General features: G+C 48.7%; 21 protein-coding genes. 12 read left to right on the forward strand and 9 right to left on the reverse strand.

The genetic code is table 11. The features are described from left to right. Positions 1-42 precede the first annotated feature (42 nt). Positions 43-1,533: an aminotransferase-like domain-containing protein gene (locus tag BMW65_RS08140; protein WP_090605372.1), complete on the forward strand. Its 1,491-nt coding sequence runs from the start codon at positions 43-45 to the stop codon at positions 1,531-1,533. Here BMW65_RS08140 and BMW65_RS08145 read toward each other — a convergent pair. Continuing rightward, positions 1,530-2,480 carry a zinc dependent phospholipase C family protein gene (locus BMW65_RS08145; RefSeq protein WP_090604461.1) on the reverse strand — a complete coding sequence of 317 codons (951 nt, stop codon included), beginning with the start codon at positions 2,478-2,480 and terminating at the stop codon, positions 1,530-1,532. The genes BMW65_RS08140 and BMW65_RS08145 overlap by 4 nt on opposite strands. Before the next feature lie 229 nt (positions 2,481-2,709). Between BMW65_RS08145 and BMW65_RS08150 the strand changes: the two genes are divergently transcribed. The 8 genes from BMW65_RS08150 (at position 2,710) to BMW65_RS08185 (ending at position 10,694) form a co-directional block, all read left to right on the forward strand. Continuing rightward, the gene (locus BMW65_RS08150) at positions 2,710-3,711 is read left to right on the forward strand and encodes a glycosyltransferase family protein (protein WP_090604463.1); all 1,002 of its coding nucleotides are present in this window, start codon (positions 2,710-2,712) and stop codon (positions 3,709-3,711) included. Positions 3,712-3,715: 4 nt separating this feature from the next. After that, on the forward strand, positions 3,716-5,059 hold the full coding sequence (locus tag BMW65_RS08155) for a GH1 family beta-glucosidase (protein WP_090604465.1): 1,344 nt from the start codon (positions 3,716-3,718) through the stop codon (positions 5,057-5,059). A gap of 51 nt (positions 5,060-5,110) precedes the next feature. Beyond that, the gene (locus tag BMW65_RS08160) at positions 5,111-5,938 is read left to right on the forward strand and encodes a carboxypeptidase-like regulatory domain-containing protein (RefSeq protein WP_090604467.1); all 828 of its coding nucleotides are present in this window, start codon (positions 5,111-5,113) and stop codon (positions 5,936-5,938) included. Positions 5,939-6,064: 126 nt separating this feature from the next. Continuing rightward, a complete protein-coding gene (locus BMW65_RS08165; protein WP_090605373.1) occupies positions 6,065-6,745 on the forward strand; it encodes a DedA family protein in 681 nt (226 codons plus the stop codon). A 93-nt stretch (positions 6,746-6,838) separates the two neighbouring features. Next, positions 6,839-8,077: an MFS transporter gene (locus BMW65_RS08170; protein WP_090604469.1), complete on the forward strand. Its 1,239-nt coding sequence runs from the start codon at positions 6,839-6,841 to the stop codon at positions 8,075-8,077. Between the two features lie 49 nt (positions 8,078-8,126). Further along, complete coding sequence (locus BMW65_RS08175) at positions 8,127-8,861, forward strand: BamJ family beta-barrel-assembly machinery protein (protein ID WP_245747557.1); 735 nt, start codon at positions 8,127-8,129, stop codon at positions 8,859-8,861. Continuing rightward, positions 8,858-9,754 (forward strand): aldo/keto reductase, encoded by an 897-nt coding sequence (locus tag BMW65_RS08180; protein ID WP_090604473.1) that lies wholly within the window; start codon positions 8,858-8,860, stop codon positions 9,752-9,754. Before BMW65_RS08175 ends, BMW65_RS08180 begins: the two co-directional genes overlap by 4 nt. A 91-nt stretch (positions 9,755-9,845) precedes the next feature. Continuing rightward, complete coding sequence (locus tag BMW65_RS08185; RefSeq protein ID WP_090604475.1) at positions 9,846-10,694, forward strand: sugar phosphate isomerase/epimerase family protein; 849 nt, start codon at positions 9,846-9,848, stop codon at positions 10,692-10,694. Between the two features lie 27 nt (positions 10,695-10,721). Here the strand turns inward: BMW65_RS08185 and kdsB are convergent, their stop codons facing one another. The 3 genes from kdsB to trpS form a co-directional block, all read right to left on the reverse strand. After that, positions 10,722-11,474, reverse strand: coding sequence for a 3-deoxy-manno-octulosonate cytidylyltransferase (gene kdsB / locus BMW65_RS08190; protein WP_090604477.1), 753 nt, complete (start codon positions 11,472-11,474; stop codon positions 10,722-10,724). Between the two features lie 62 nt (positions 11,475-11,536). Beyond that, entirely contained in the window at positions 11,537-12,151 is a 615-nt protein-coding gene (locus BMW65_RS08195) for a deoxynucleoside kinase (RefSeq protein ID WP_090604478.1), read from the reverse strand. A gap of 1 nt (position 12,152) precedes the next feature. After that, a complete protein-coding gene (trpS, locus tag BMW65_RS08200) occupies positions 12,153-13,148 on the reverse strand; it encodes a tryptophan--tRNA ligase (protein WP_090604480.1) in 996 nt (331 codons plus the stop codon). A 74-nt stretch (positions 13,149-13,222) separates the two neighbouring features. Between trpS and BMW65_RS08205 the strand changes: the two genes are divergently transcribed. Continuing rightward, positions 13,223-14,323 carry a fatty acid desaturase family protein gene (locus tag BMW65_RS08205; RefSeq protein ID WP_090604482.1) on the forward strand — a complete coding sequence of 367 codons (1,101 nt, stop codon included), beginning with the start codon at positions 13,223-13,225 and terminating at the stop codon, positions 14,321-14,323. On the opposite strand, the gene mazG is transcribed toward BMW65_RS08205, so the two are convergent. From mazG to BMW65_RS08225, 4 genes are all read right to left on the reverse strand, one after another. Beyond that, entirely contained in the window at positions 14,318-15,121 is an 804-nt protein-coding gene (gene mazG, locus BMW65_RS08210) for a nucleoside triphosphate pyrophosphohydrolase (protein ID WP_090604483.1), read from the reverse strand. The two genes, BMW65_RS08205 and mazG, sit on opposite strands and share 6 nt — an antisense overlap. 10 nt (positions 15,122-15,131) lie before the next feature. Then, positions 15,132-17,651 (reverse strand): hybrid sensor histidine kinase/response regulator, encoded by a 2,520-nt coding sequence (locus BMW65_RS08215; protein ID WP_090604485.1) that lies wholly within the window; start codon positions 17,649-17,651, stop codon positions 15,132-15,134. Between the two features lie 144 nt (positions 17,652-17,795). After that, positions 17,796-20,387: an ATP-dependent chaperone ClpB gene (gene clpB / locus BMW65_RS08220; protein WP_090604487.1), complete on the reverse strand. Its 2,592-nt coding sequence runs from the start codon at positions 20,385-20,387 to the stop codon at positions 17,796-17,798. Between the two features lie 158 nt (positions 20,388-20,545). After that, positions 20,546-21,256, reverse strand: a complete 711-nt coding sequence (locus BMW65_RS08225) for an LOG family protein (protein WP_090604489.1) — start codon at positions 21,254-21,256, stop codon at positions 20,546-20,548. Between the two features lie 125 nt (positions 21,257-21,381). On the opposite strand from BMW65_RS08225, the gene recR reads away from it, so the two are divergent. Both recR and BMW65_RS08235 read left to right on the forward strand, forming a co-directional pair. Further along, on the forward strand, positions 21,382-22,002 hold the full coding sequence (recR, locus tag BMW65_RS08230) for a recombination mediator RecR (RefSeq protein ID WP_090604492.1): 621 nt from the start codon (positions 21,382-21,384) through the stop codon (positions 22,000-22,002). Further along, the gene (locus tag BMW65_RS08235) at positions 21,983-22,804 is read left to right on the forward strand and encodes an SDR family oxidoreductase (protein ID WP_090604494.1); all 822 of its coding nucleotides are present in this window, start codon (positions 21,983-21,985) and stop codon (positions 22,802-22,804) included. Before recR ends, BMW65_RS08235 begins: the two co-directional genes overlap by 20 nt. 37 nt (positions 22,805-22,841) lie before the next feature. Here the strand turns inward: BMW65_RS08235 and BMW65_RS08240 are convergent, their stop codons facing one another. After that, positions 22,842-24,044, reverse strand: coding sequence for an MFS transporter (locus BMW65_RS08240; protein WP_090604496.1), 1,203 nt, complete (start codon positions 24,042-24,044; stop codon positions 22,842-22,844). Positions 24,045-24,061: the final 17 nt, after the last annotated feature.

Consider the following 24,061-nt stretch of genomic DNA (forward strand, 5'->3'; position numbering starts at 1 on the left):
TCGTATCTTGCCGGCACATCAAGATGTGCCAGTTTTTATTTTATGGATAGTCCGGTTTTGGTTCCTTATCGAAGTTTCATTCAAATAGACCGCTCGTCGGCCACCCCTGTGTATTTACAAGTGGCCCACCAGCTAATCAACGCTATCCAACGAGGCTACTTAATGGATGACCATAAACTGCCGGGAAGCAGACAGATGGCCAAGCTGTTGGGGTTGCACCGCAATACCGTAGTGGCAAGCTATGCGGAGCTGGATGCGCAGGGATGGATAGCGACACATCCCAGCAGGGGCGCGTTCGTGCGGAATGGAAAGACGGATAAGCCCCGACGGCTGAGTGCAAAAGGACTCATTACTTATCCCCAGCAGACCGGTTTTCATTTCAAAAGATGGAACGTGTTGGACAATCCCTTTGATTATTCGGTGGCTACGCACAGCCTTGATGATGGGCTTCCGGATCCGAGGTTGTCCCATGTTGATTACCTCTCCCGCTTGCTCCACACCAACATGAAACGCAGAGGTAACCGAGCTAAGCTGGGGTATAACAATTTGATGGGGGCTGCTTATTACAAAGAAAACCTCGCCAACTTCCTGAACCTGACCAGGGGATTGCACATTTCAAAAAGAAACATCCTCGTAACGCGTAGCTTGGAACTGAGCATATACATCGTGGTGGAAACGCTGATATCGCCGGGCGATAGGGTGGTGGTGGGTGAGCTCAGCTACTTTGCGACCAATATGATCCTGCAAAAGGCCGGGGCCGCCATCGTGACGGTGCCGGTGGATGCGGAAGGGATCGACGTCGAAGCCGTCCGTGCGCTTTGTGAGCGGCGCCCTTTCCGCATGCTATACATTACGCCCCATCACCACTATCCCACCACAGTGACGTTCAGCGCACAACGGAGGGTAGAGTTGTTGGCGCTGTCGGCACAGTATGGGTTCATTATTGTGGAAGACGATTATGACTATGATTTCCATTATGACGACAGCCCCCAATTGCCGATGGTTAGTGCAGATACGGAAGGGATGGTGGTCTACGTCGGGACGTTCGGCAAATCTATGGCACCGGGCTTCCGCTCCGGGTTTATTGTGGCTCCACCGGAACTGATCAATGAAATGGGCAAGTTGTTGGGCATCATGGATCGTCATGGCGACGCGCTGACGGAATTGGCGTTGGGGGAACTGATTGCGGATGGCGAAATCCACCGTTACTTGAAAAAAACAACCATTGAATACAAGGCTCGTCGGGATGTTTTGGTGTCGCTTCTGAACATGCACTTAACCTCATTTGTTGATTTTAGTGTGCCGCGGGGTGGATTGGCCATTTGGACAAAATGGCCTAATGATCTCAACTTAATGCGTCTCAGGGAGCTTTGCGCCCGACGCGATGTTTATTTGCCGCGCTATTTATTGTACCAATCTCAAAAGCACTGCGGAATCCGCATGGGATTTGGTAGTCTCCAACAGACGGAATTGACGGAAGTGGTGGAACTCATGGCCCAAGTGGTCAAAAACATGGCCATTCCGCAGCGTTAATGCCACTCGCTTCGGCCAAGGATTTCCTGCCCTTCGGTGGGCATGGATAGGGTATCCGGGATGTTGCCGTTTTTGAATGTGAGATTTTGCAGGTCTGGCTGCCCGGCATCCACCCATGCCGAATACCAGAAACTGCCGATACTCAGGACAGCTCCACGCATCCGCCGTTCGACCATTCCCTGTAGCGCTTCGTGGTAGGCAGATGAATATGCGTCGGAATAGGTGCGAATAAGGATTCGATTGCGCTCGGAATAGCCATATTTGCGGTCTGTGGGGTATGCGTTATTCAATTTGCCTTCGATACCCAGCACGGAATCTACCAGCGCATAGCTTTCTCTTACAATGCGCCATGCTTCTTCCACGGGCGTCTCCACGTAGCGAGCGCGCCCAACGAGGAAGTCATAGCTGCCGGCAAAAAGTTCCGGCAGGCGGCTTTCCCAAAAGGCGTGGATACCTACTTGATTGGTCTGTTGCCCGTTGTAATTGCTTGTCGTGTGCAGCGGTACATGAGCGTCCGCAAGGTAATGACCGATATCTGCTGAATGACGTAATATTCGCCGCAAATCTTTTGCAGCGAGTGCATTGACCAGGCTGCGGTAGCTCCGGTTGATTTGCCACGGAAGGACACCGGCTGCGAGGAGCTTGCGTTCTGTAAACTTGTCGACCGCGGCTGTCCAGTGTATTGGAATCGTGTCAAATGGTTGCCGGCCATACTTATCGGCATCAATAAAATGCCGGGGCGACTCTGCGGTGTCTACATAGCACCGTTTGTCTGCGTCGATTGCGTGTTCAGTAATATAATCCACATGATGTTTGTAAAATCCGGCAAGGGCAGTTGGCAAGGTAAATACGGCCATCTGGTTGATGAGCTTGTGGGCATGGAACCCCCAAGACGAAAGCAATAACGTGCTTATGAGGCACAATGGCAGTAGGTAGATTCGGTTCATGCATTAAAGTTAGGTGATTTGGGGTAAAATCACAAATCTTTCACTGGTTTTTAACGCAGGGATAATATTAAATTCCGTAATTAGCATAAGGATTTAATACACGGCAGCCATGAAAAAATTAATAAGTTGGTTGACAGGTTTGAAAAGTCGTATTTTTTTTCGTTTTTTGGCCTCAGCGTTCAGGCATTGAAGAGTCGGAAATTTCACGTCTGATGTCTATCGTCTTAATATGAAAATCCTCTACGCAGTACAAGGTACAGGCAACGGCCATCTGAGCCGGGCTATGGATGTAGTACCTTGTTTACAACGGCGTGCCACGGTTGATGTGTTAGTCAGCGGCATCCAAGCTGACCTGGCATTGCCTTTTCCCGTAAAATACCGGATGCATGGGCTCAGCTTTATCTTTGGCAAAAAAGGGGGGGTGGATTTGTGGAAGACATTCATGAGCTCCACGGTACGCAGACTTATCCACGAAGTCAATACGTTGCCGATAGAGCAGTACGATTTGATTATCAATGATTTTGAGCCGATATCGGCTTGGGCATGCAATATCCGAGATAAGGAATGTATCGGTCTCAGCCATCAAGCTGCAGCAATGGATGCCCAGGCTCCCAAACCGAAGGATCAGGACATGCTGGGAAAATTTATCATGAAGAACTATGCACCCGCCACGCTTAATTATGGGTTTCACTTCAAACGATACAGCCCACGGATATTTACTCCCGTCATCCGCCAGCAAGTGCGCCAATTGGAGGTGGCCGACAAAGGGCATTACACCGTATACCTTCCAGCATATGACGACGCCCGGTTGCTGAGGCATTTGATGCGTTTTCCAGATATCCAATGGCAGGTGTTTTCCAAGCACAATAAGATCCCGTTCGAGATGCGTAATGTAAGCGTCCAACCCATTGCGAATGAAGCCTTCATCCAAAGCATGGCCTCGGCATCGGGTGTGTTGTGCGGTGCGGGGTTTGAAACACCGGCTGAGGCAATGTTTCTCCAAAAGAAATTGCTGGTCATCCCGATGAAAAACCAATATGAACAGCACCTCAATGCGGCGGCGCTTGAAGAGATGGGGGTCTCCGTCATTAAGAGCCTGAAACCCAAAAATGACCCCGCTATTGAGGCATGGTTGAGTAATAAGCACGTTGTTGCCGTAGATTATCCGGATTGTACACAAGCAATTATTGACGACTTGCTGGAAGCGCACATTTCCAAAGCATTGGCCTAGCTACATGGTAAAAGCAGATTTCGGACGTGACTTTCAATGGGGTGTTTCCAGTGCCGCTTTCCAAACGGAAGGGGTCTGTGATGCCGATGGAAAAGGCCCTTCAATATGGGACACATTTACCAGCAAAAAAGGCAAAATCAAGCTTAATCACCATGCTCGCACGGCCTGCGATTTTTATAACCGGTATGAAGCGGATATCGACCTGATTAAGGGGATGTATATTCCCAATTTCCGATTTTCGCTATCATGGCCGCGTATTTTGCCGGAAGGAATAGGTAGGCACAATACCCAAGGCATGGATTTCTACGAGCGTGTAGTAGACCATTGTTTAGCGCAGGGCATTACACCCTGGATCACGCTGTATCATTGGGATCTTCCCCAGTCGCTCCAAGACAAAGGCGGATGGACCAACCGGGATGTGCTCAGCTGGCTGGAGGAGTATGCCGCTTGTGTAGTGAAGTGCTTGGGCGATCGGGTGGGGCATTGGATGGTGCTCAATGAGCCTGCTGTGTTTACCGGGGCAGGCTACTTCTTTGGGGTGCATGCACCTGGCCTAACCGGATTACGCAATTTTTTCCCTGCGGCGCATCATGCAGCGTTGGCAATGGGGCACATCGGCAAATTGTTGCGATCGGAGACAAAAAATGCCCGGATTGGGACCACGTTCAGCTGTTCGAGCATCCATCCGGCTAGTTCCAGTAAGCGCGATATGGATGCAGCGAAACGCGCTGATGCGCTGATTAACCGATTATTCATTGAACCCATCTTGGGATTGGGCTATCCTACGACGGATTTAAAGGCATTGGCAGGTATTGAAAGGTACATGGCGGCTGGTGATGAAGCACGTTTGCCATTCGATTTTGATTTTATCGGCATTCAAAATTACACGCGGGAAATGATACGCCATTCGTATTTCGTGCCGTATTTGCGGGCGCAGCTTGTTCCTGCAAAAAAGCGCCGTGTACCGCTCCTCACCGAAATGGGATGGGAAGTATATCCCGAAGCAATCTATGAGATGATCAAACAATTCAATGCGTATCCCAATATTCCTGATATCTATATCACCGAAAATGGGGCAGCGTTCGCTGATGTTGTGGAGAATGGCGCTGTACATGACGACTTGCGCATCCGATACCTAAAAGACCACCTTGCTCAGGTGCTGCGGGCCAAGCGTGAAGGATTGAATATCCACGGGTATTTTATATGGACGTTGATGGATAATTTTGAATGGGCTGAAGGCTACCATGCACGGTTTGGATTGGTACATCTTGATTTCGATACGCAACAGCGGACAGTGAAAGATTCGGGAAAGTGGTATGGCGACTTTCTTGCGGATGCTGTTGGATAGCCTTATGATAGGTGCTTTAAGAATGCCTTTAAAATTGTATCTTTGCTTGGAATGATAAACAGAACATACCGCTACCTATCCTTATTGTTATTTGGGTTCAATATGGTGCATGGCCAAACGGCCGTGACAGGTATTGTCAAGGATGGCAGTAACGGTGCTCCACTTTCGTATGTCAATATTGGTATTTTGAATAAAGGCGAGGGCACGGTATCAGGCAAAGATGGGCGGTTCTCCATTCCGCTAAATGAACAACACAATGGGGATACAATACGGATTTCTTATATCGGTTACCAAAGTCAAGATTATTTGGTTTCGGATTTTCGTAAGCATATTGTCCAGCAACCTGAGGTGATATTGATGCCTAAGTCGATTCAACTTCCTGAAATAGCAATTTCCAATAAAAAGCGGAAGCTACATATCCTCGGCAATGAGACGTCGGCGTCGGGTTCCAACGCTGGGTTTACGTCCAAAGATCTCGGCACAGAAATGGGACTACGGTTGAAAATAAAACGACCGACATACCTGAAAACATTCCATGCAATTATCCAGGAGAATAACTATGGTGCCCTGAAGTTCCGGCTGAACATCTATGACATAAAAAATGGCAAACCAGGTAATATCATCCTCAACGAAAACATCGTCATCGAAACGAGTCCAAGGCAAACCGGCCCTCTTGTGGTAGACTTGACGCCATACAACCTGACCTATGATGACGATGTCATTGTGACATTGGAGTGGATTGAGGGCGTGGGTGATGGAAGGCTGTTTTTTTCAGCCAAGTTTCTCGGTAGTGCACTACTTGCGAGGGAAACAAGTCAGGCTGTTTGGGAACGGGTCAATATTGTGGGTATTGGTTTTTGGATTGATGCGGAAAGCTGATTTGTCAGCCCAATGACATTTCAAATTGATCGCTCCTGAAAATTAATGGTATTTCTTAAAATGGCATGATTTTATACAACGTCTTTCCAGTTTTCATTAGTTCTTTTGCTTTTATTTTTTGTACCAGTGGCTGAGTTTTTAGAGTTTTTGAGCAATCTTACCAATCCGGATTGGATTGTTGCACATGGCGGTCTTTATTTATTGTTGTTTATCATTTTTGCCGAGACGGGCATCCTTATCGGTTTCTTCTTGCCGGGTGATCCCATTCTGTTTATTGCTGGAATCATTATTGCCAATCTGACACTTGGCCCCATTGATTCTGCGCTCACGCTACTATATTGGGTTGCGTTGATAGCGGCAGCAGGCATTTTAGGCAATTTTGTAGGCTACTGGTGCGGAAAGTATTTTGGGCATCGTCTCTTAAAGCAACGGGATACCTGGTTTTTTAAAAAAGAATATGTTTTCAGGGCGCAGGATTTTTACCATAAAAGGGGCGGGGTAGCCATTATCCTCGCACGTTTTCTCCCTGTGGTGCGTACCTTTGCTCCCATCGTGGCGGGCATTGTGGAAATGGATTTCAAGAAATTTGCATTTTATAACATCATCGGCGGCCTCCTGTGGGTAGGTAGCCTGGTGACCCTGGGTTATTTGCTGGGCGAAAACGAATGGGTGCAGCACAACCTTGAATATGTGATTATCGGTATTGTGGTAGCCGCTACGGCGCCTGTCGTGATAAAAATGATTACCGGGAGGAAGAAAACGACGGTACACGCGGAGGCAGCAGTGCTGGAAGAAGAGGAATACTGAACATATCCGGAGGCCGTAACAAAAGTTGTTACGTAAAAAGGCATTGGGGATTGGAAGGAATGTTTAGTTTTGCGCGAACTTCATCTTGTACTTATGGACACCGAAGAATCCGTCGTTGGCAAGCAAATACCTGCTACTATTTATCCCGTACTATTCGCCGTAAGCTTTTCGCACCTGCTCAATGATACCATCCAGTCCCTTATCCCAGCCATCTATCCCATTGTAAAAGATTCTTTCCACCTGAGTTTCTCGCAGATTGGGCTGATCACGCTGGTATTCCAGCTTTCGTCTTCTTTGCTGCAACCATTGGTAGGTGTGATTACGGATAGTAAGCCTTATCCTTACGCATTGCCAGTGGGAATGGGATTCAGCCTTACTGGCTTGGTGATGATGGCTGTGGCACCAAGTTACCATTGGATATTGGTGTCCGTGGCTTTCGTGGGGGCCGGTTCGTCGGTATTTCATCCCGAGGCCTCCCGGATGGCTTATGTGGCTTCGGGGGGTAGACGTGGCTTTGCACAGTCGCTGTTTCAATTGGGTGGTAATGCAGGGAGCGCCATCGGCCCGCTGTTAGCAGCGATGCTTATCGCGCCCTTTGGCCGATTCAATGTCATTTGGTTTTCATTTGCCGCCCTTACGGCCATTATCATCCTCTATCGCGTGGGCAAATGGTATAAGCCAAAGTCTATCCGCAATTATATCCTACGGAAAAATAAGGTTGTGGCTGCTGTTCAGCAATCGCTGCCACGTAAAACGGTGGTTGTCTCCATTGTCGTGTTGCTGGTGCTTATTTTTTCGAAATACTTTTATTTTGCCAGCCTTACCAGCTACTATACGTTTTACCTGATGGACAAGTTTGGGGTATCGGTGCAACAATCGCAACTCTACTTGTTTATCTTTCTCTTTGCTGTGGCTGCCGGTACCATGATTGGCGGCCCGGTGGGCGATCGTATCGGCCGTAAGTATGTAATCTGGCTGTCTATCCTGGGGGCCTCACCTTTTACATTGGCATTGCCTTATGCCAATCTTTTTTGGACAGTTATCTTGTCTTTTATCATTGGCGTAATCATCGCTTCGGCATTTTCGGCGATACTGGTATATGCGCAAGAGCTACTACCCGGCAATGTCGGACTGGTATCGGGGTTATTCTTCGGGTTTGCTTTCGGCATGGGTGGGATAGGATCGGCCGTGCTTGGTAAACTCGCAGACAGCCATGGTATTGATTTTGTATACCATATGTGCTCATTTCTTCCGCTTATTGGGATCGTCGCTGCGCTATTGCCGAACTTAGCGAAGCGATCTTTGAAGAAAACAGCCGTAGGAAAAAAATAAGTGTGTATATTTGACACGCTGAGTAAACGTCATCACTTTTTATAGCTATATGAACTATTTACGTATAACCACGGTGTGTTGTTTGATGTATGCTGGACTTGCGAACGCCCAGCAAACCGGCAGCAGCACGATTGCATTAAAAAGCCGTACAGATTCAGTTGCTTATGCTTTCGGTGCTTCCATCGCACGTGATTTGAAAAGCACCGGGCTTGAAGAAATCAATGCTACGGCGCTTGCTCAGGCCGTTGCTGATATCTTTGCGGGAAAGGAATCGATTTTCGGGGAAGAACAGGAGCGTGAACTGATTATGAACACCATTACGGCTGCCCGGGAGAAGCTGGATTCGCAGCTCAAGAATGACGCGAATGCGTTCATGGAAAACAATAAGGCCAAACCGGGGGTGCTGACCACGGCTTCGGGACTTCAATATGAAATTGTTCGGGAGGGCACGGGAGACAAACCTGCGCTTACGGATACGGTGACGGTACATTACAAAGGACAATTGAGCGACGGCAAGGTGTTTGATAGCTCCTATGATCGTGGTGAACCGGCCACGTTTCCGCTTGATCGTGTGATTGAAGGTTGGCAGGAAGGACTGCAACTGGTACCTGTCGGGGCGCATTATCGGATTTTCATACCGTATGAACTGGGGTATGGCGAGCGCGGTGCCGGGCAGGACATCCCGCCTTATAGCCCGCTTATTTTTGATGTGGAGCTTATTTCTGTGCAAAAAGCCAAAGAAGATGTGCCCGTATCGGCTGGTTCGCCTGAAGCAATTAAATGAATCAATTAGGTAAATCGGATTTATATGTAAGCCCGCTCAGCTTTGGCTGCATGTCATTGGGCGAAAATGCTACAACGTATAAAGACTTGCTGCGGAAAGCTGCCGATGCGGGCATCAACTATTTCGATACGGCCGATTTGTACCAAAAAGGATTAAATGAACTTTATGTCGGAGAAGCTCTCCGGCCTATTCGGAAGGACGTCATCATTGCCACGAAAGTGGGCAATCAATGGCGTGCCGATGGAAATGGCTGGGACTGGAATCCGCATAAGGAATATATCCTGAAAAGTGTTGAACAAAGCCTCAAGCGGCTCAAAACGGATTATATAGACCTTTATCAGCTACATGGTGGGACTATCGAGGATCCCATTGACGACACCATAGCGGCCTTTGAATTGTTGAAGCAGCAAGGGAAAATTCGTTGGTATGGTATCTCATCAATCCGTCCCAATGTGATAAGGGAGTACATTGAGCGATCAGGCATCGTCAGCGTGATGATGCAATATAGCCTGCTGGATCATCGGCCGGAAGAAGAACTGCTGGATTTGCTGCATGAGCAGGGCATCGGTGTCATTTGCCGGGGAGCCATTGCCCAAGGGCTATTGGCAGGTAAGGCGGCTGACGGTTATCTGCAATACACGGATGGCGAGGTGGCCAGGGCGGCGAAGGCAGTGGCTAAATTGGCAGATGAGGCAGGGCTGGGCCAGCTGGATGTTGCATTGGGTTATGTGTGGGCGCATCCGGCCGTAGCTACCGCTGTTTTGGGGGTACGGACAGCGGCGCAATTGGATGGAGCGATCCAGGCCTTGCGCCTTGCAACACCATTATCCAAGCAGCAGCGGGACGAATTGCGCCAATCCGTGCGGTCATTTCGCTACGAAGCGCATCGCTAACGATAGCCTTGGGCCTCGGATGACTGAAGGTTGAGTCCGGGGGACGATAAAAAGCTTAACACGATATTATAAACACATAAATTAAACAGCAATGAAAAAGCACCTGAAATTGGCCATGCTTGCGGTATGCGTGGCTTTGGCAATGGGAGTAACTGCCGTGCAGGCGCAGCAACCAGAAAAGAAATTGGGTTGGTACCTGTCTGCGCAAACGTATACGTTCAACCGATTTACCTTTTTTGAGGCCGTCGATAAAACGCTGGGTGCCGGATTGAATTCGGTGGAAGCGTTCAACGGGCAGGAGATAGGGGGCGGAATCGAAGGGAAAATGGATTATAAGATGGATGCCGAAAAGCGTAAGGCGATTTTGAAAGCATTAAAGAAGAAAAAGGTAAAGCTATGTGCCTTTGGTGTGGTGAATGGTACTACCGATGAGGAATGGCGGCAATTGTTTGAATTTGCAAAGGCCATGGACATCAAGGTCATCAATTCTGAGCCGAATGCAGAATTCCTGCCCTTGATTGGCCAGCTGGCCAACCAATATAAGATTAAAGTAGGTATACATAATCATCCGAACCCTACCAAGTATTGGGATCCGGCTATTGTATTGGATGCAATAGCAAAGGCAAATAGCGAGTATGTAGGCGCTTGCGCAGATATTGGGCACTGGGTGCGGTCGGGCTTGGATCCGATAGAAAGCCTGAAGAAATACGAAGGGCATTTGGTGAGTTTGCATTTTAAGGATCTGGAAGAAAAGTCGCCGAAGACCCATGACGTGCCTTGGGGTACTGGCGTATGTAACGTGGAGGGTGTGATCGCTGAATTGAAACGCCAGGGCTTTAAGGGCAATATTTCCGCGGAATACGAATATAACTGGGACAATAATGCAGGCGACGTAGCTCAGAGTGTCGCTAACTTCAGGGCGCTATTGGCCGGAAAGTAGGAGGGCTTAGGTTTTGAAGCTATAGGCTTACAGCCTACGGCCTATAGCTTTCAACCGCTCCAGGTCTTCGGGCGTATCCACGGCGATGGTTTCTGCGGTAGTTTCTGCTGTTTGGATAAGGTAGCCGTTTTCTATCCATCGGAGTTGTTCAAGTGCTTCAGCACGCTCCAGCGAGGATATGGGAAGCTTGGTCAATTCGGCCAAGGTGGCAGCGCGGTAGCCGTAGATGCCAATATGTTTATAATAGGGATGCAGGTGAAGCCAATCCTGGGAGGGGGCATTCCGTTGGAATGGAATAGTTTGCCTGCTGAAATAAATGGCGCGCCCGTTATGATTGACCACCACTTTGGGGATTCCTGTATTAAACAGTTCTTCTACCGTCGAGATTCGTTTTATCAATGTCGCGATTTGGACATTGGTGTTTTCAAAACAGCTCACCAATAAGTCAATCTGAGCCGGGTCTATATAAGGTTCATCGCCCTGAATATTGATGGCTACCTCAAAATCGGAATAAACAGCAAGCACCTCTGCACAGCGATCCGTGCCGCTTTGATGGGTGTCTGCGGTCATCAGCACATTCCCGCCGAAGGAATCAACATGGGAAAAGATGCGATCATCGTCGGTGGCCACGACCACCTGATCAAGGGAGTGACTTTGTATGGCCTGCTCGTATACCCGTTGGATCATGCTTTTGCCTGCAATATCAACGAGGGGCTTGCCCGGAAAACGGCTTGATGCGTAACGAGCGGGGATGATGCCGATGGTTTTTGTTTGAGACATTAGACACTAGATGTTAGACATTAGATATTGCAACTGTGTAAATCCGATAGCTGACAACCAGCTCAAAACAGCCCAAACAACTCCGTTTCGATTTTCTGAAGCACAAAACCCATATCCTCCGGATTATTGGCAAAATCGAGCTTATCTTTGTCTAAGATAAGCAGTTTCCCATCCTTGTAATTCTTGATCCATTTTTCATACTTGGTATTGAGCTTGGAAAGGTAATCCAAGCGGATGTTTGCCTCGTATTCCCGTCCCCTGGTTTGGATATTTTCAACCAATGTCGGTACGGAGGCCCGCAGGTAAATAAGTAGGTCTGGGGGCTTGATGTACGAGATGATGCTTTCGAAGATATTGCTATAGTTTTCGAAATCGCGTGCACTCATCAACCCCATGTCATATAAGTTTTCCGCAAAGATATATGCATCTTCATAGATCGTTCGATCTTGAATCAGGTTGGTTTCTTTCCGCTGTAACTGTACAATGTGCCTAAATCGGCTATTGAGGAAATAGATTTGCAGGTTGAATGCCCAGCGCTTCATATCACTATAGAAATCTTCCAAATATGGATTGTCATCCACGGCCTCAAATTGTGGTTCCCATTTGAGGTGGTTGGCCAACAACTGCGTGAGCGTTGTTTTCCCTGCTCCGATGTTTCCTACGATGGCGATGTGCATATTAAAACTTCCTAATACCGATAATTTCGCGTACATCCGCTATGGTTTTGCGGGCACTTTCCCGTGCTTTTTCGTTCCCATGGCGAATCATTTTGCTAATATACTCGTTATCGTTGGAAATTTCATGGATGCGTTCGCGAACAGTTGCCGTTGCGGCAACCATGTCTTCGGCCAGTTGTTTTTTGAGATCGCCATAGCGTATTTCGCACCGATTGTATTGCGCATCAAAATGCTTCACGGTATCGGGCGTGGATACGGCTTCGAGCAAGGTAAATAGGTGCTGGATTGCTTCCGGCTTCTGTTGGTTGGGTTCGGTGGGGCCACCATCGGTGACGGCACGCATCACTTTCTTGCGGATGGCCTCCGGGGAGTCAGACAGGTAGACCGCATTGGCTTCACCTTCCGATTTTCCCATCTTTCCTTTGCCATCCAATCCGGGTATTTTGACAAGCTGTTTGCTGAATGAAAAGGCATGTGGCTCCGTAAAATAGTCCGTCTTATACATACGGTTGAAGCGATTGGCAAATGTCCGGGTCATTTCCAGGTGCTGCTCCTGATCCTTGCCCACCGGTACCTTGGTAGCCCGGTGCAGCAAAATATCTGCGGCCATCAATACCGGGTAGGTAAGCAAGCCGGCATTTACATTGTTGGGATTTGCCCGTACTTTGTCTTTAAACGATGTTGCGCGCTCCAGTTCGCCCAAGTAGGCGTTCATGTTAAGGTAAAGGTACAGCTCGGCTACCTCAGGCACCTCGGATTGGACATAGATGGTTGCCACTTCCGGATCAATGCCCGCTGCAAGGTATTCCACCACAACCTGCCGTACATTGGCATGCAAATCTTCCGGGGTGGGGTGGGTGGTCAGTGAGTGGAGGTCGGCGATGAAGAAGTAGCAGTTGTGCTCGTGCTGCATCTGCACGAAATTTCTGACTGCCCCATAGTAATTTCCCAAATGTAACTTTCCGGTACTGCGGATACCGCTCACAACTGTTTCCATATTGGCCGCGAAAATAAGGAATTCTCCGCTATTATCCTTATTTTTGTCGATGTAAGGACTTAGACGGTTAAAATATGGAAGCACTCGTTAAACCGACATATAAGAAGCCGGGACCAGACGATTTTTTTAAAAAACTCCAAAAGGAAGTACAGGAAAAAGTATTGGGCGACAAGCGTATCCAACGGCGGAATGTGGCTAAAACATACCTCTTGCTTTTTCTTTATGCTGGGTTCTATACATGCATATTGGTGCTTGGAAACCACACACCGTTGCTGTTTTTATGCTATATTCTGCTGGGTTTTTCGATGATTATGCTCTTTATCAACGCATTTCATGATGCCGCCCATGGAGCGGTATTTAAAAAGCGGAAACATAATCAGCGATTTATGTATGTGCTGGAGTTTTTTGGCAGCAACAGCTGGCTTTGGGGCAAACGCCATAATTTGCTGCACCACCCTTATCCCAATATTCAGCATTGGGATACCGATATCAAACAAAGTGATTTAGTACGGATATTCCCTGACAGCATTTACCTCAAGCAACACCGCTATCAGCATATTTACATGTTTTTACTGTATCCTTTATATACGCTCAACTGGCTGTTTATCCGAGATTTCAAGGATTTTTTTGGTACAAAGGATAATTACGTAAAGCGGGTTGTGAAAATTCCCAAGATAGAATATTATCGATTGTTTGCCGCAAAGCTCTTCAACCTGTTTTATCTGCTGGCCATTCCGATGATGGTGCTCAATCAGCCTTGGTATGTGGTCGTATTGGGTTGGTTGTGCATGCATATTTTTGGCAGTATGCTGGGAGTGATTGCGTTGATATCAACGCATGTGGACGAAACCGCCATCTTTCCCCTGCCGCCGGCGGACGGTAAGATGGACGTGACGTGGGCCGAACATCAAATGATGGTGACCAAAGATTTCAGTGCGGATAATCCAGTAGCTAATTTCCTTTTCGGGGGCTTTACGCATCACGTAGCGCATCACTTATTTCCGCATGTGGCTCATACGTACTATCCGTATATAACGCCCATCATTAAACGGTATGCGGAGGATTACAAGCTCCCATACACCTGCTATCCAGCGATAAAAGCCGTGCGATCGCATTTTGTGCTGCTGAAAAAGCAGGGTGCTGCCGAGAACCTGTTCCAGCATGGGGAATTATAATTTTTTTGCCTCTTCCCAATAGACGTCCATCTCGGCGAGAGACATTTCCTTCAGGTTTTTACCGAGTTCGCGGGCACGTGCTTCCAAGTGGGTAAAACGTTTGATGAATTTTTTGTTGGTGCGTTCCAGGGCGTTTTCGGGATTGATGCCAATAAACCGTGCATAATTGACCAAGGAAAAGAGGAGATCACCAAATTCGGCTTCGGCCCGCTCACTATCAATGGCTTTCGCCTGCGTGACGTCAAATTCATTTTTGAACTCGGCCAGTTCTTCCTCTACCTTTTGCCAGACCTGTTGTTTTTCTTCCCAATCGAACCCTACGCCACGCACTTTGTCCTGGATGCGGTATGCTTTTACTAAAGCCGGCAAGGAATGTGGCACCCCGGCAAGCACGGACTTGTTACCTTCCTTGAGTTTGAGTTGTTCCCAGTTGCGTTTTACGTCATCTTCATTGTTTACAGCCACGTCACCATAGATGTGCGGGTGGCGGCTGATAAGCTTTTCACAGACATTGTTGAGCACATCCACGATGTCAAAGGCCCCCTGTTCTTCGGCGATGCGGGCATAAAATACCAGGTGCATCATCAGATCACCAAGCTCTTTTTTTACTTCCGGAAGATTGCCGTCCAGGATGGCATCGCCCAATTCGTATAGCTCTTCGATGCTGAGGTGACGGAGTGTCTCCATGGTCTGCTTCCTGTCCCAAGGACATTCGGTACGCAGGGTATGCAGCACGGTCAGCAGGCGTTCGAAGGCTTTGGCTGGTGTTTCCTGAGGCGGGGGAGGGGTATGGGGCATGTTCTTGTTGTTATACGTCTACTGTACTGGGATTGCCTTGGATCTGCAGTTGCTGCATCAGCTCATCAAGCTGCATGAGTGCGCGTTGCAATTCGGTTTCTGGGGGTAGGTCACCGTTGCGGGCGTCGATTTCCATTTTGCGCAGCTGGAAAGCAATTTTGTCGGCACCGATTTGTGCCGTGCGCCCTGCGACACGATGTAGGAGTAATTCCACATTTTCAAGGTCATGCGCGTGGTAATAATCGGTAAGGGTAGCGATGTCTGCAGTAGTGTCACGGGTATAAAGGGCGATGATGTTGTGCGCCTGCACTTCATCATCCGGTGCAAATTGGCGGACGCCTGTCAGTTGATTTGCAGCTACCTGGGCTTCCACAGGTGGAATACCCAGCAAATGGAGCAAATCGGCCTCCTTGAAGGGCTTAAGCAATAACCCATCAAACCCTTGGGCAAGGATTTGCTCCTGTTCTTCCGGCAATACCTGTGCGGTACATGCATATACATTTACACCGGCGGTGTTAATCTTTTTATGCAGTTCCTTATTAAGCTGGGTGCCATCCATTTCGGGCATCCGGATATCCATCAACACGGTCTTTACTTCGGGATCCCAAGGCGTCGTCAACACGTCCCGTGGAGACATGAAACAGCGGTAAGGAATACGGTACTTATCGAGAATATTTTGGCACAAGCCCAAGATCAACCTGTCATCATCGATAATCCATACGCTACCTTCGAATGGTTTCAGGGTTGCTTCTACCCTGTGCATCGGGATTTCGGCTATGGTGTTGACCGCTGTTTTCAGGGGTAAGTTGACTTTAAAAACCGATCCGAATCCCTTTTTGCTTTCCACGCGGATACTACCGCCCATGCTTTCACAAATGGTTTTTACGATGCTTAATCCTAATCCACTGCCAAAATGGACGCCTGAGTTGGCATTTTCAGATTGCTCAAAGTCATTGAATATGCGATCAAGATCTTCCGCAGGTATGCCCTTGCCAGTATCTTTTACAACGATATTGAATTCGGTCTTTTCGTTATAGACCACTGTGCTTACATTGAGTGTCACTTTGCCATGATCGGTAAATTTGATGGCATTGCTAAGTAAATTGAATAAAATCTGTTTGATGCGGAATGCGTCGCCCAATACCTGCCCCGAACCTAAGATGCGCGTGTTGAACTCCAGCGCCAGCCCCTTGCCCTGTGCCTGTGCTTTCATGACGGAGACGACGTTATTTACCAAGCCTTCTACTGCAAAGAGCTTTTCGCTGAGCACGATTTTACCGGATGTGATGCGGCTGTAATCCAAAATTTCATTTACAATTTGCAGCAGGTGCTCCGAAGATTGGTAGATGGCGTCAATCTTGGTGTCCTCCGCGTGCTGCCCCTGTTTCAATTGCTCGGAATAGCCGATGATGGACTGTAAGGGGGTTCGCAGTTCGTGGCTCATGTTAGCCAGGAAACGCTGTTTCGCAGCGGCGTGGTATTCGGCCTCTTCTTTCGCCGCTTCCAAGGCCACACGATAGGCATTGTTCCGGCGGATATCGGCCAAAATTAAATAGACCATGACGGCTGTGATGATAAAAAATGCGAGGATAATGGCGCTGATGCGCCATACACTGTCGCTTACTACTGCACGCGCCTGCTGGTTGTCTACTTCCATCTGTTGCATCGCTTCGTTTTCCACGGAATGCAGGATGCTCAGCATGTTGCTGATGAGTGTGTTGGAGACAATGGTTAAATCCTTTTCCCGGCTGACGAATTGTTCGCGTTGCTGTTGCTGAAGCATTTGGAAACGCTGCACTGCGCTATCAATGCGGGCCAATGTGCTGTCGTGCTGCACCGCCCTGATGGTGTCTACGATAGTTTCCATTTCCTCCTCAACCATCCGTCGCTCTTCAACGACAGGCAGCGGCGGCTGCTCTTGGCGTTTTCGGCCGAAAAGGCGGCCAAAAAAACCACGGTCATCACTGTCAATAAGGACGGGTATTGCGCTGGTGTCGCCAGCTATGGTTGTCGTGCGGCGCTTCCGTTCGGTGGTCACAATGGTACTATCAGAACTGGGCTCGTAGATAACGTCGCTTAATGATTGCAGTTGCTCTAAAAATTCGCGGCTATCCACTACTTTCTCGCGCACGCTCACATATCCATTAAACAACCTGTCCCGCTGCCGGAGCAGGGATTTTATGGAGTCTATCCGGGATTGTTGAACATCACTGCCTGCATATAATTGTTTCAATGAATCAAGGGAAGCAACGATTGCGGCCGATTCTTTGGAAAAGCTTCTATAAGATGCATTCCCTCCGAATGCTTGCGCCCGTTGCATTTGATCCAGCCGCATGATATCCCGTGAAATGCCGCTGACCATTTCCAGCTTGGGATCTGGTGTCGTGATGCTTTCCACGGTGCCCATCATCTCCGTGAATGCTACACGGCTGATTACCCATGCCAATGCCAATGCTACTGCACCGGTGACAAACACGAAGATAACTTTGCGCCGTACACTCCCTGTGGATTGTATGTCTGGTGTGGGCATGGATTAATTCCCCTAACTTTATGTAAAGTTACCAAAAATTGTGCTAATATAGAAGTCAACTATCCGCAACCAACTTTCAGCTATTGACTTTTACGAAAATGATGTAACGAATCTGATAGCCGAAAGCTGATAACCCATCGCCGATTACTGGTTTAAGAACACAAACTTGTGGTCAAACATGTCCAGCTTGATATTGCTCTCCTTGTCAATATTGTCGGCCAGAATTTCCTTAGATAATTCGTTGAGGATGTGTTTCTGGATGACGCGCTTGAGTGGACGGGCACCGTATTGTGGATCATACCCCAGTTGGGCCAACCAATCGAGCGCTTCGTCGCTCGCCGTAAGATGAATACCTATCTCAGCCAGCTGCTGCTGCATCTTGCTGAATTGTATCTGCACAATCTTGCCCAGTTCTTCCCGGCTGAGCGGTGCAAACATGATGACTTCATCAATGCGGTTGAGGAATTCCGGTCGGATGGTTTTCTGAAGCAGCTCAAATACTTCATGCTGTGTTTTTGCGATGATTTCCTCCCTATTGTTTTCATCCAGGTTGCTGAAGTTTTCCTGGATAAGGTGCGAACCGATGTTGGAGGTCATGATGATAATGGTGTTTTTAAAGTTGACCACTCGCCCCTTATTGTCAGTGAGGTGGCCATCATCCAATACTTGCAAGAGAATATTGAACACATCGGGATGTGCCTTTTCGATCTCATCCAGTAATATTACAGCATAGGGCCTGCGGCGAACCGCCTCGGTCAATTGTCCACCTTCATCATACCCAACATACCCGGGAGGCGCGCCGATGAGGCGCGATACCGAATGGCGTTCTTGGTATTCACTCATGTCTATACGGACCATCGATTGTTCATCATTGAAAAGAAATTCGGCTAAGGCCTTTGCCAGCTCGGTCTTGCCCACGCCCGTGGTGCCAAGGAAAATAAAGGATCCAATGGGACGGCGTTTGTCGCTAAGTCCGGCACGTGAGCGCCTGATGGCATCCGAAATGGCCTCGATGGCCTCTTCCTGACCGGCGACGCGCTTGTGTAATTCTTCTTCAAGATGTAGCAATTTGTCGCGCTCGCTTTGCACCATTCTCGTCACCGGTATGCCAGTCCACCGGGATACGACACCGGCGATGTCCTCCGCAGTCACTTCTTCCTTCAGCATACGGCTGTTGCTTTGCTTTTCGGTAAGTTCTTTTTTGAGTACTTCTACCTTGTCCTGAGATTCCTTGATGCGCCCATAACGGATTTCAGCGACCTTGCCATAATCACCGGCCCGTTCTGCTTGGTCTGCTTCTATCTTATAAGTTTCAATCTGCTCCAGTTCATGGTTGATGTTATCTACCAACGTCTTTTCGCTTTGCCATGCTGCACGCAAGGAGTCCCGATCCGCGCTTAGGTTGGCAATTTCTTCGCTCAATTCATCGACCTTCTTGGAGTCTTTCTCCCGTTTGATGGCTTCACGTTCGATTTCCAGTTGCATAATGCGGCGTTCAATTTCATCAACAGCTTCGGGCACCGAATCCATCTCAAGGCGTAGTTTCGAGGCCGCTTCGTCCATGAGGTCAATGGCCTTGTCGGGAAGGAAGCGATCCGCAATGTACCGTTGGGACAATTCTACGGCTGCAATGATGGCCTCATCGAGGATCCGTACCTTATGGTGGGTTTCATAACGTTCTTTAAGCCCGCGCAGGATGGAGATTGCATCTTGGGTATCCGGCTCTTCCACCATTACCTTTTGGAAACGGCGTTCCAATGCTTTGTCTTTCTCAAAGTATTTTTGGTATTCATTGAGGGTTGTCGCACCGATGGCACGCAGCTCACCGCGCGCGAGTGCCGGTTTAAGGATATTGGCGGCGTCCATCGCGCCCTCGCCGCCGCCGGCTCCTACCAGCGTGTGGATTTCATCAATGAAGAGGATGATCTCCCCGTCGCTTTGGGTGACTTCCTTCACTACGGCTTTGAGCCGCTCCTCAAATTCCCCCTTGTATTTGGCCCCCGCAATCAGTGCACCCATATCCAATGAAAAGACCGTTTTCGTCTTTAAATTTTCGGGTACGTCGCCCTTGATAATGCGGTGCGCGATGCCTTCAGCAATGGCCGTCTTTCCCACACCCGGTTCTCCCACCAGGATGGGATTGTTTTTTGTACGGCGCGAGAGGATCTGGATGACCCGGCGGATTTCCTCGTCACGGCCGATTACCGGATCCAGTTTGCCGGATTCCGCAAACTCGTTGAGGTTACGGGCATATTTATTCAATGCATTGTAAGTAGCTTCGGCGTTTTGGTCGGTCACGCGGGCACTGCCCCGCAGGTCACCGATTGCCCTTTTCAGATCTTTCTCTGTCACACCCTGATCTTTGAGCAATGAAGCGGTTTTGTCACCTGCGTTGAGGATGCCCAATAGGATATGTTCAATGGATACAAATTCATCCTTGAATTCCTTCAGGTAAGACTGCGCTTTCTGTAACGCTGTATTGGCCGACGAAGATAAGTAAATACTGCTTCCGCTCACCTTGGGGAAAGTGCCGATTTGTTTATCCAGCTCATCCTCCACATGCTTTACATTGACGTTAAGCTTTTTGAGTAGGTGACTGACTACATTCTCGTCTACCAACAGCAATGCCTTAAGCAAGTGTGCGGTCTCAATGGCTTGTTGCTGGTTGCCGATGGCGATTTCGGAAGCCTTCTGGATGGATTCCTGCGCCTTAATCGTATAGTTGTTAAAATTCATTGTCTTAATTTTATGAATGTTTAGGCAAAACAAGTACCATGGGAAATTTGATTTTAGAATCGGAAATTTTGTCGCATTTGATTTGGATTGTACTGAATAATTGACTGGTCATTAATGGGTTATACTGAAAAAATAGCAGGTGAGATATAGCTGGTGGATCAAAAATTCGGTTTGAGTAAGTACTTGTCATAAAACCTGAAGATGTGTTCCGCAGCTTCTTCTGCGGTGTCCACAAGCCGGTAAAGGTTGAGATCCTCCGGACTAATATTGCCTTCCTTGAGCATAGTGCCCTTCACCCACTCGAAAAGGCCCCCGTAGTATGCCTTTCCGACCAATACGATGGGAAAGCGTGCGATTTTTCCGGTTTGGATGAGTGTAATGGCTTCAAACAATTCATCCATCGTGCCGAACCCCCCGGGAAGGACAATAAAGCCCTGTGAATATTTCATGAACATGACTTTACGCACGAAGAAATAGTTGAATTGCAAAAGTTTATCACGGTCGATATAGGCATTGTGGAATTGTTCAAACGGCAACTCAATATTGATGCCTACGGACTTGCCCCCTGCTTCATAAGCCCCTTTGTTGGCTGCCTCCATAATGCCAGGCCCGCCGCCGGAAACCACGCCGTATCCACGTTCGGTAAGTAATCGTGCGATGTCTTCGGCAAGTTTATAATAGGTATGGTCTTGTGGTGTTCGGGCTGAGCCAAACATCGATACGCAAGGGCCTATCTTAGCAAGCTTTTCAAATCCGTCCACAAACTCTGCCATGATTTTGAAAATTTGCCAAGAGTCCTTCACCTTAATTTCCTGCCAGGTCTTATTTTCAAATGCCCGCATGATTTTATCTTCTCTCGTCCTTGCCATAGGTGTCTTTGTGTTTTTCGCTAAAATACTAATTTTTGACAGGTTCTATTACACTTATCCATTTGGATGCCGGTGCACACGGTTTATGACTTACGACTTTCGTACTAAAAAAGTATCTTTGTCTCATGAATTTTTCGTCCAAACTGTTGGAACAAGCTGTGGCCGAGTTTGGCCGTCTACCCGGAGTGGGGCAGAAAACGGCCCTGCGCTTGGTGTTGCATCTGCTGAAGCAACCGGAAGCTGATGTTACGCGGTTTACCGCTGCCTTGGACCGCTTGAAACAGGAAATCAGGTATTGCGCAACTTGCCACAATATTTCGGATAATGCGGTTTGCGAAATCTGTGCTTCACACAAGCGGGATAAAGGGCTCATTTGTGTCGTGGAAGACACGCGTGACGTGATGGCCATCGAAAATACGAATCAATACCATGGTGTATACCATGTGCTCGGGGGATTGATATCCCCAATGGATGGCATCGGCCCGTCAGACCTCCAAATAGACAGCCTTATCAAGCGCATTGATGCTGGTGCTGGGGAAGTGCAAGAGGTTATACTGGCTTTAAGCGCCACGATGGAAGGGGACACCACAATCTTTTACCTCTATAAGAAACTTAAGGATTTCGGTGTGCAGATCAGCACGATAGCCAGGGGTATCGCCTTTGGCGGTGAATTGGAGTATGTGGATGAAGTAACCCTTGGGCGTTCCATAGCCACCCGTGTACCCTATGAACGAAGTATTGCGTAATAAAACCGTCGTCATTACCGGAGCGTCATCTGGTATTGGCTTAGCCTGTGCGGAAGCATTTGCAAGGCAGGGAGCCCACCTCGTACTGGGTGCCAGGCGTTATGTATCATTGTGTGAAATTGCCCAATCACTGGAAAAGCAGCACGGTGTCCGCGTGGTGGCTGTGCAGTGCGATGTAGCTAAGGAGGCGGACTGCAAAGCGTTGGTGCAACAGGCCATGACCACCTTCGGGACCATCGATGTTCTGATCAATAATGCCGGCATCAGCATGCGGGCGCTATTTGCCGATTTGGATCTTGCTGTGCTCCATCGGCTGATGGATGTCAATTTTTGGGGTACCGTATATTGCACCAAATATGCGTTGGCGGAGCTGATACGTGGCAAGGGTTCCGTGGTGGCAGTTTCATCCATAGCCGGCTATCGTGGGCTTCCTGGCCGTACTGGCTATTCCGCATCGAAATTTGCCATCCATGGATTCATGGAGTCGCTGCGTGTTGAAAACCTAAAAACCGGATTACATGTGATGCTGGCATGTCCGGGTTTTACTGCTTCCAGTATCCGGCAAACGGCGTTGGATGCGGCGGGCGATGCGCATGGTGAAACCAGCATGGATGAAGGTAAGATGATGACGGCTAATGAAGTTGCGGAGCGGATTGTGCGGGGGGTGATCCATCGCAAGCGCACACTGGTGATGACCCGGCAGGGAAAACTGGCTGTGATGATGAACAAACTGCTCCCTGCTTGGGTGGACAAGCAGGTGTATAAGCTGTTTGCTAAGGAAAAGAATCCTTTGGTAAAATAAAGCACAGAACACGGATAGAGCACCTCAAAATCAATCTTCACATTTTCCTTACGACCACATACAGTCCGATGGATACGCCAACGAGCACTACCGACGTGCTCCACCATAGCAGGCCGAAACCATAACTGTCGGCAATACGGGTACCCAGAAAAGGCGAAAATACATGGGCGGTGGAAAAGGCCAGTGCATTGAGCCCCATGTAAGCTCCTTGGGTTTGTCTTGATGCCCGCTGTACCGCTACGGAAGCCATAAAGGGCATCGCTAGTATTTCAGAGATACTCATCAAGAAAATGGAGGCATAGAGTACCCAATACCCCGTGGGCATGGGTAGCATGGCAAACGATACCGCGCAGAGGGCCGTGCCCCAAAAGATGCTCGTTGCATAGGAAAGCCGCCGTTCGGCGATATGCACCAGCAGCATTTCGAATACCACGACCACAAATCCGCTGAATCCTAATAGGATGCCCACGTGTTTCTCATCAAGGGCATGTGTCTTTTGATAGAAAAGGGGTAAGGTACTCAGTAATTGGAAAAAGCAGATGGCATAGATGCAACAAAGCAGGCTGAATAGCAGGAATGCCCGGTCACGGTAAGGCGATTGTGGACGTGTGGAGGCCGTGGTTTTTATGTCGGTCGATTTGTGCCGTACTGTACCTTTGCGTTTGGCGAAAAAAACAATGAATATAAGTGCGGCAATGAATGCACCCAGTGCATTGCCATAGAAAATCCAGTGGTATGAAATGGAGGCCAAGAAACCACCCATTGCCGGGCCAATGGAAAAGCCAAGGTTGATGGCCATGCGGTTGAGGGAAAAAGCCCGCGTGATGTTTTCAGGTCGTGCATAGCGGGCTACCGATACGGAATTGGCAGGCCGGAACGATTCCGTCACCACGCTGAGCAGGTAGATGACGATAGCCAGGGTTTCTACGGACGTAAATAAAGGCGTCACGAGGAAAAGAGGGACCGAAACCAGCAAGCTCAGTGTCTGTACCCAAAAGTTACCAAAACGGTCGGTCAGCCAACCACCCAGCCACGAGCCGGTGACTGCACCAAGGCCGAAACAAGCCAGTACGACCCCGACCTCCCGAATGGTGAAGTTGAGCGCCTGTGTCATGTAAATGCCCAAAAAAGGCAACACCATGGCACCTGTACGGTTGACGAGCATCACCAGCGCAAGCATCCACGCCGGGCGTGATAGACCCCGGTATGCATCGATATATAAGCGTATAAATGCTTTCATGGTGCCGTTTGGCCAGC

This window comes from Parapedobacter koreensis (assembly GCF_900109365.1).
GTDB classification, from domain to species: domain Bacteria; phylum Bacteroidota; class Bacteroidia; order Sphingobacteriales; family Sphingobacteriaceae; genus Parapedobacter; species Parapedobacter koreensis.

Bases quoted from the DNA above. Each gene is read 5' to 3' on its own strand.
- mazG (WP_090604483.1), bottom strand. From the start codon at position 15,121: ATGCCCCATACCCCTCCCCCGCCTCAGGAAACACCAGCCAAAGCCTTC.
- BMW65_RS08225 (WP_090604489.1), bottom strand. From the start codon at position 21,256: ATGGCAAGGACGAGAGAAGATAAAATCATGCGGGCATTTGAAAATAAG.
- BMW65_RS08215 (WP_090604485.1), bottom strand. From the start codon at position 17,651: ATGCCCACACCAGACATACAATCCACAGGGAGTGTACGGCGCAAAGTT.
- BMW65_RS08180 (WP_090604473.1), top strand. From the start codon at position 8,858: ATGAATCAATTAGGTAAATCGGATTTATATGTAAGCCCGCTCAGCTTT.
- clpB (WP_090604487.1), bottom strand. From the start codon at position 20,387: ATGAATTTTAACAACTATACGATTAAGGCGCAGGAATCCATCCAGAAG.
- BMW65_RS08175 (WP_245747557.1), top strand. From the start codon at position 8,127: ATGAACTATTTACGTATAACCACGGTGTGTTGTTTGATGTATGCTGGA.
- trpS (WP_090604480.1), bottom strand. From the start codon at position 13,148: ATGGAAACAGTTGTGAGCGGTATCCGCAGTACCGGAAAGTTACATTTG.
- BMW65_RS08205 (WP_090604482.1), top strand. From the start codon at position 13,223: ATGGAAGCACTCGTTAAACCGACATATAAGAAGCCGGGACCAGACGAT.
- BMW65_RS08195 (WP_090604478.1), bottom strand. From the start codon at position 12,151: ATGCACATCGCCATCGTAGGAAACATCGGAGCAGGGAAAACAACGCTC.
- BMW65_RS08185 (WP_090604475.1), top strand. From the start codon at position 9,846: ATGAAAAAGCACCTGAAATTGGCCATGCTTGCGGTATGCGTGGCTTTG.
- BMW65_RS08145 (WP_090604461.1), bottom strand. From the start codon at position 2,480: ATGAACCGAATCTACCTACTGCCATTGTGCCTCATAAGCACGTTATTG.
- BMW65_RS08235 (WP_090604494.1), top strand. From the start codon at position 21,983: ATGAACGAAGTATTGCGTAATAAAACCGTCGTCATTACCGGAGCGTCA.
- BMW65_RS08170 (WP_090604469.1), top strand. From the start codon at position 6,839: ATGGACACCGAAGAATCCGTCGTTGGCAAGCAAATACCTGCTACTATT.
- BMW65_RS08140 (WP_090605372.1), top strand. From the start codon at position 43: ATGGATAGTCCGGTTTTGGTTCCTTATCGAAGTTTCATTCAAATAGAC.
- BMW65_RS08240 (WP_090604496.1), bottom strand. From the start codon at position 24,044: ATGAAAGCATTTATACGCTTATATATCGATGCATACCGGGGTCTATCA.
- kdsB (WP_090604477.1), bottom strand. From the start codon at position 11,474: ATGTCTCAAACAAAAACCATCGGCATCATCCCCGCTCGTTACGCATCA.
- BMW65_RS08155 (WP_090604465.1), top strand. From the start codon at position 3,716: ATGGTAAAAGCAGATTTCGGACGTGACTTTCAATGGGGTGTTTCCAGT.
- recR (WP_090604492.1), top strand. From the start codon at position 21,382: ATGAATTTTTCGTCCAAACTGTTGGAACAAGCTGTGGCCGAGTTTGGC.
- BMW65_RS08150 (WP_090604463.1), top strand. From the start codon at position 2,710: ATGAAAATCCTCTACGCAGTACAAGGTACAGGCAACGGCCATCTGAGC.
- BMW65_RS08160 (WP_090604467.1), top strand. From the start codon at position 5,111: ATGATAAACAGAACATACCGCTACCTATCCTTATTGTTATTTGGGTTC.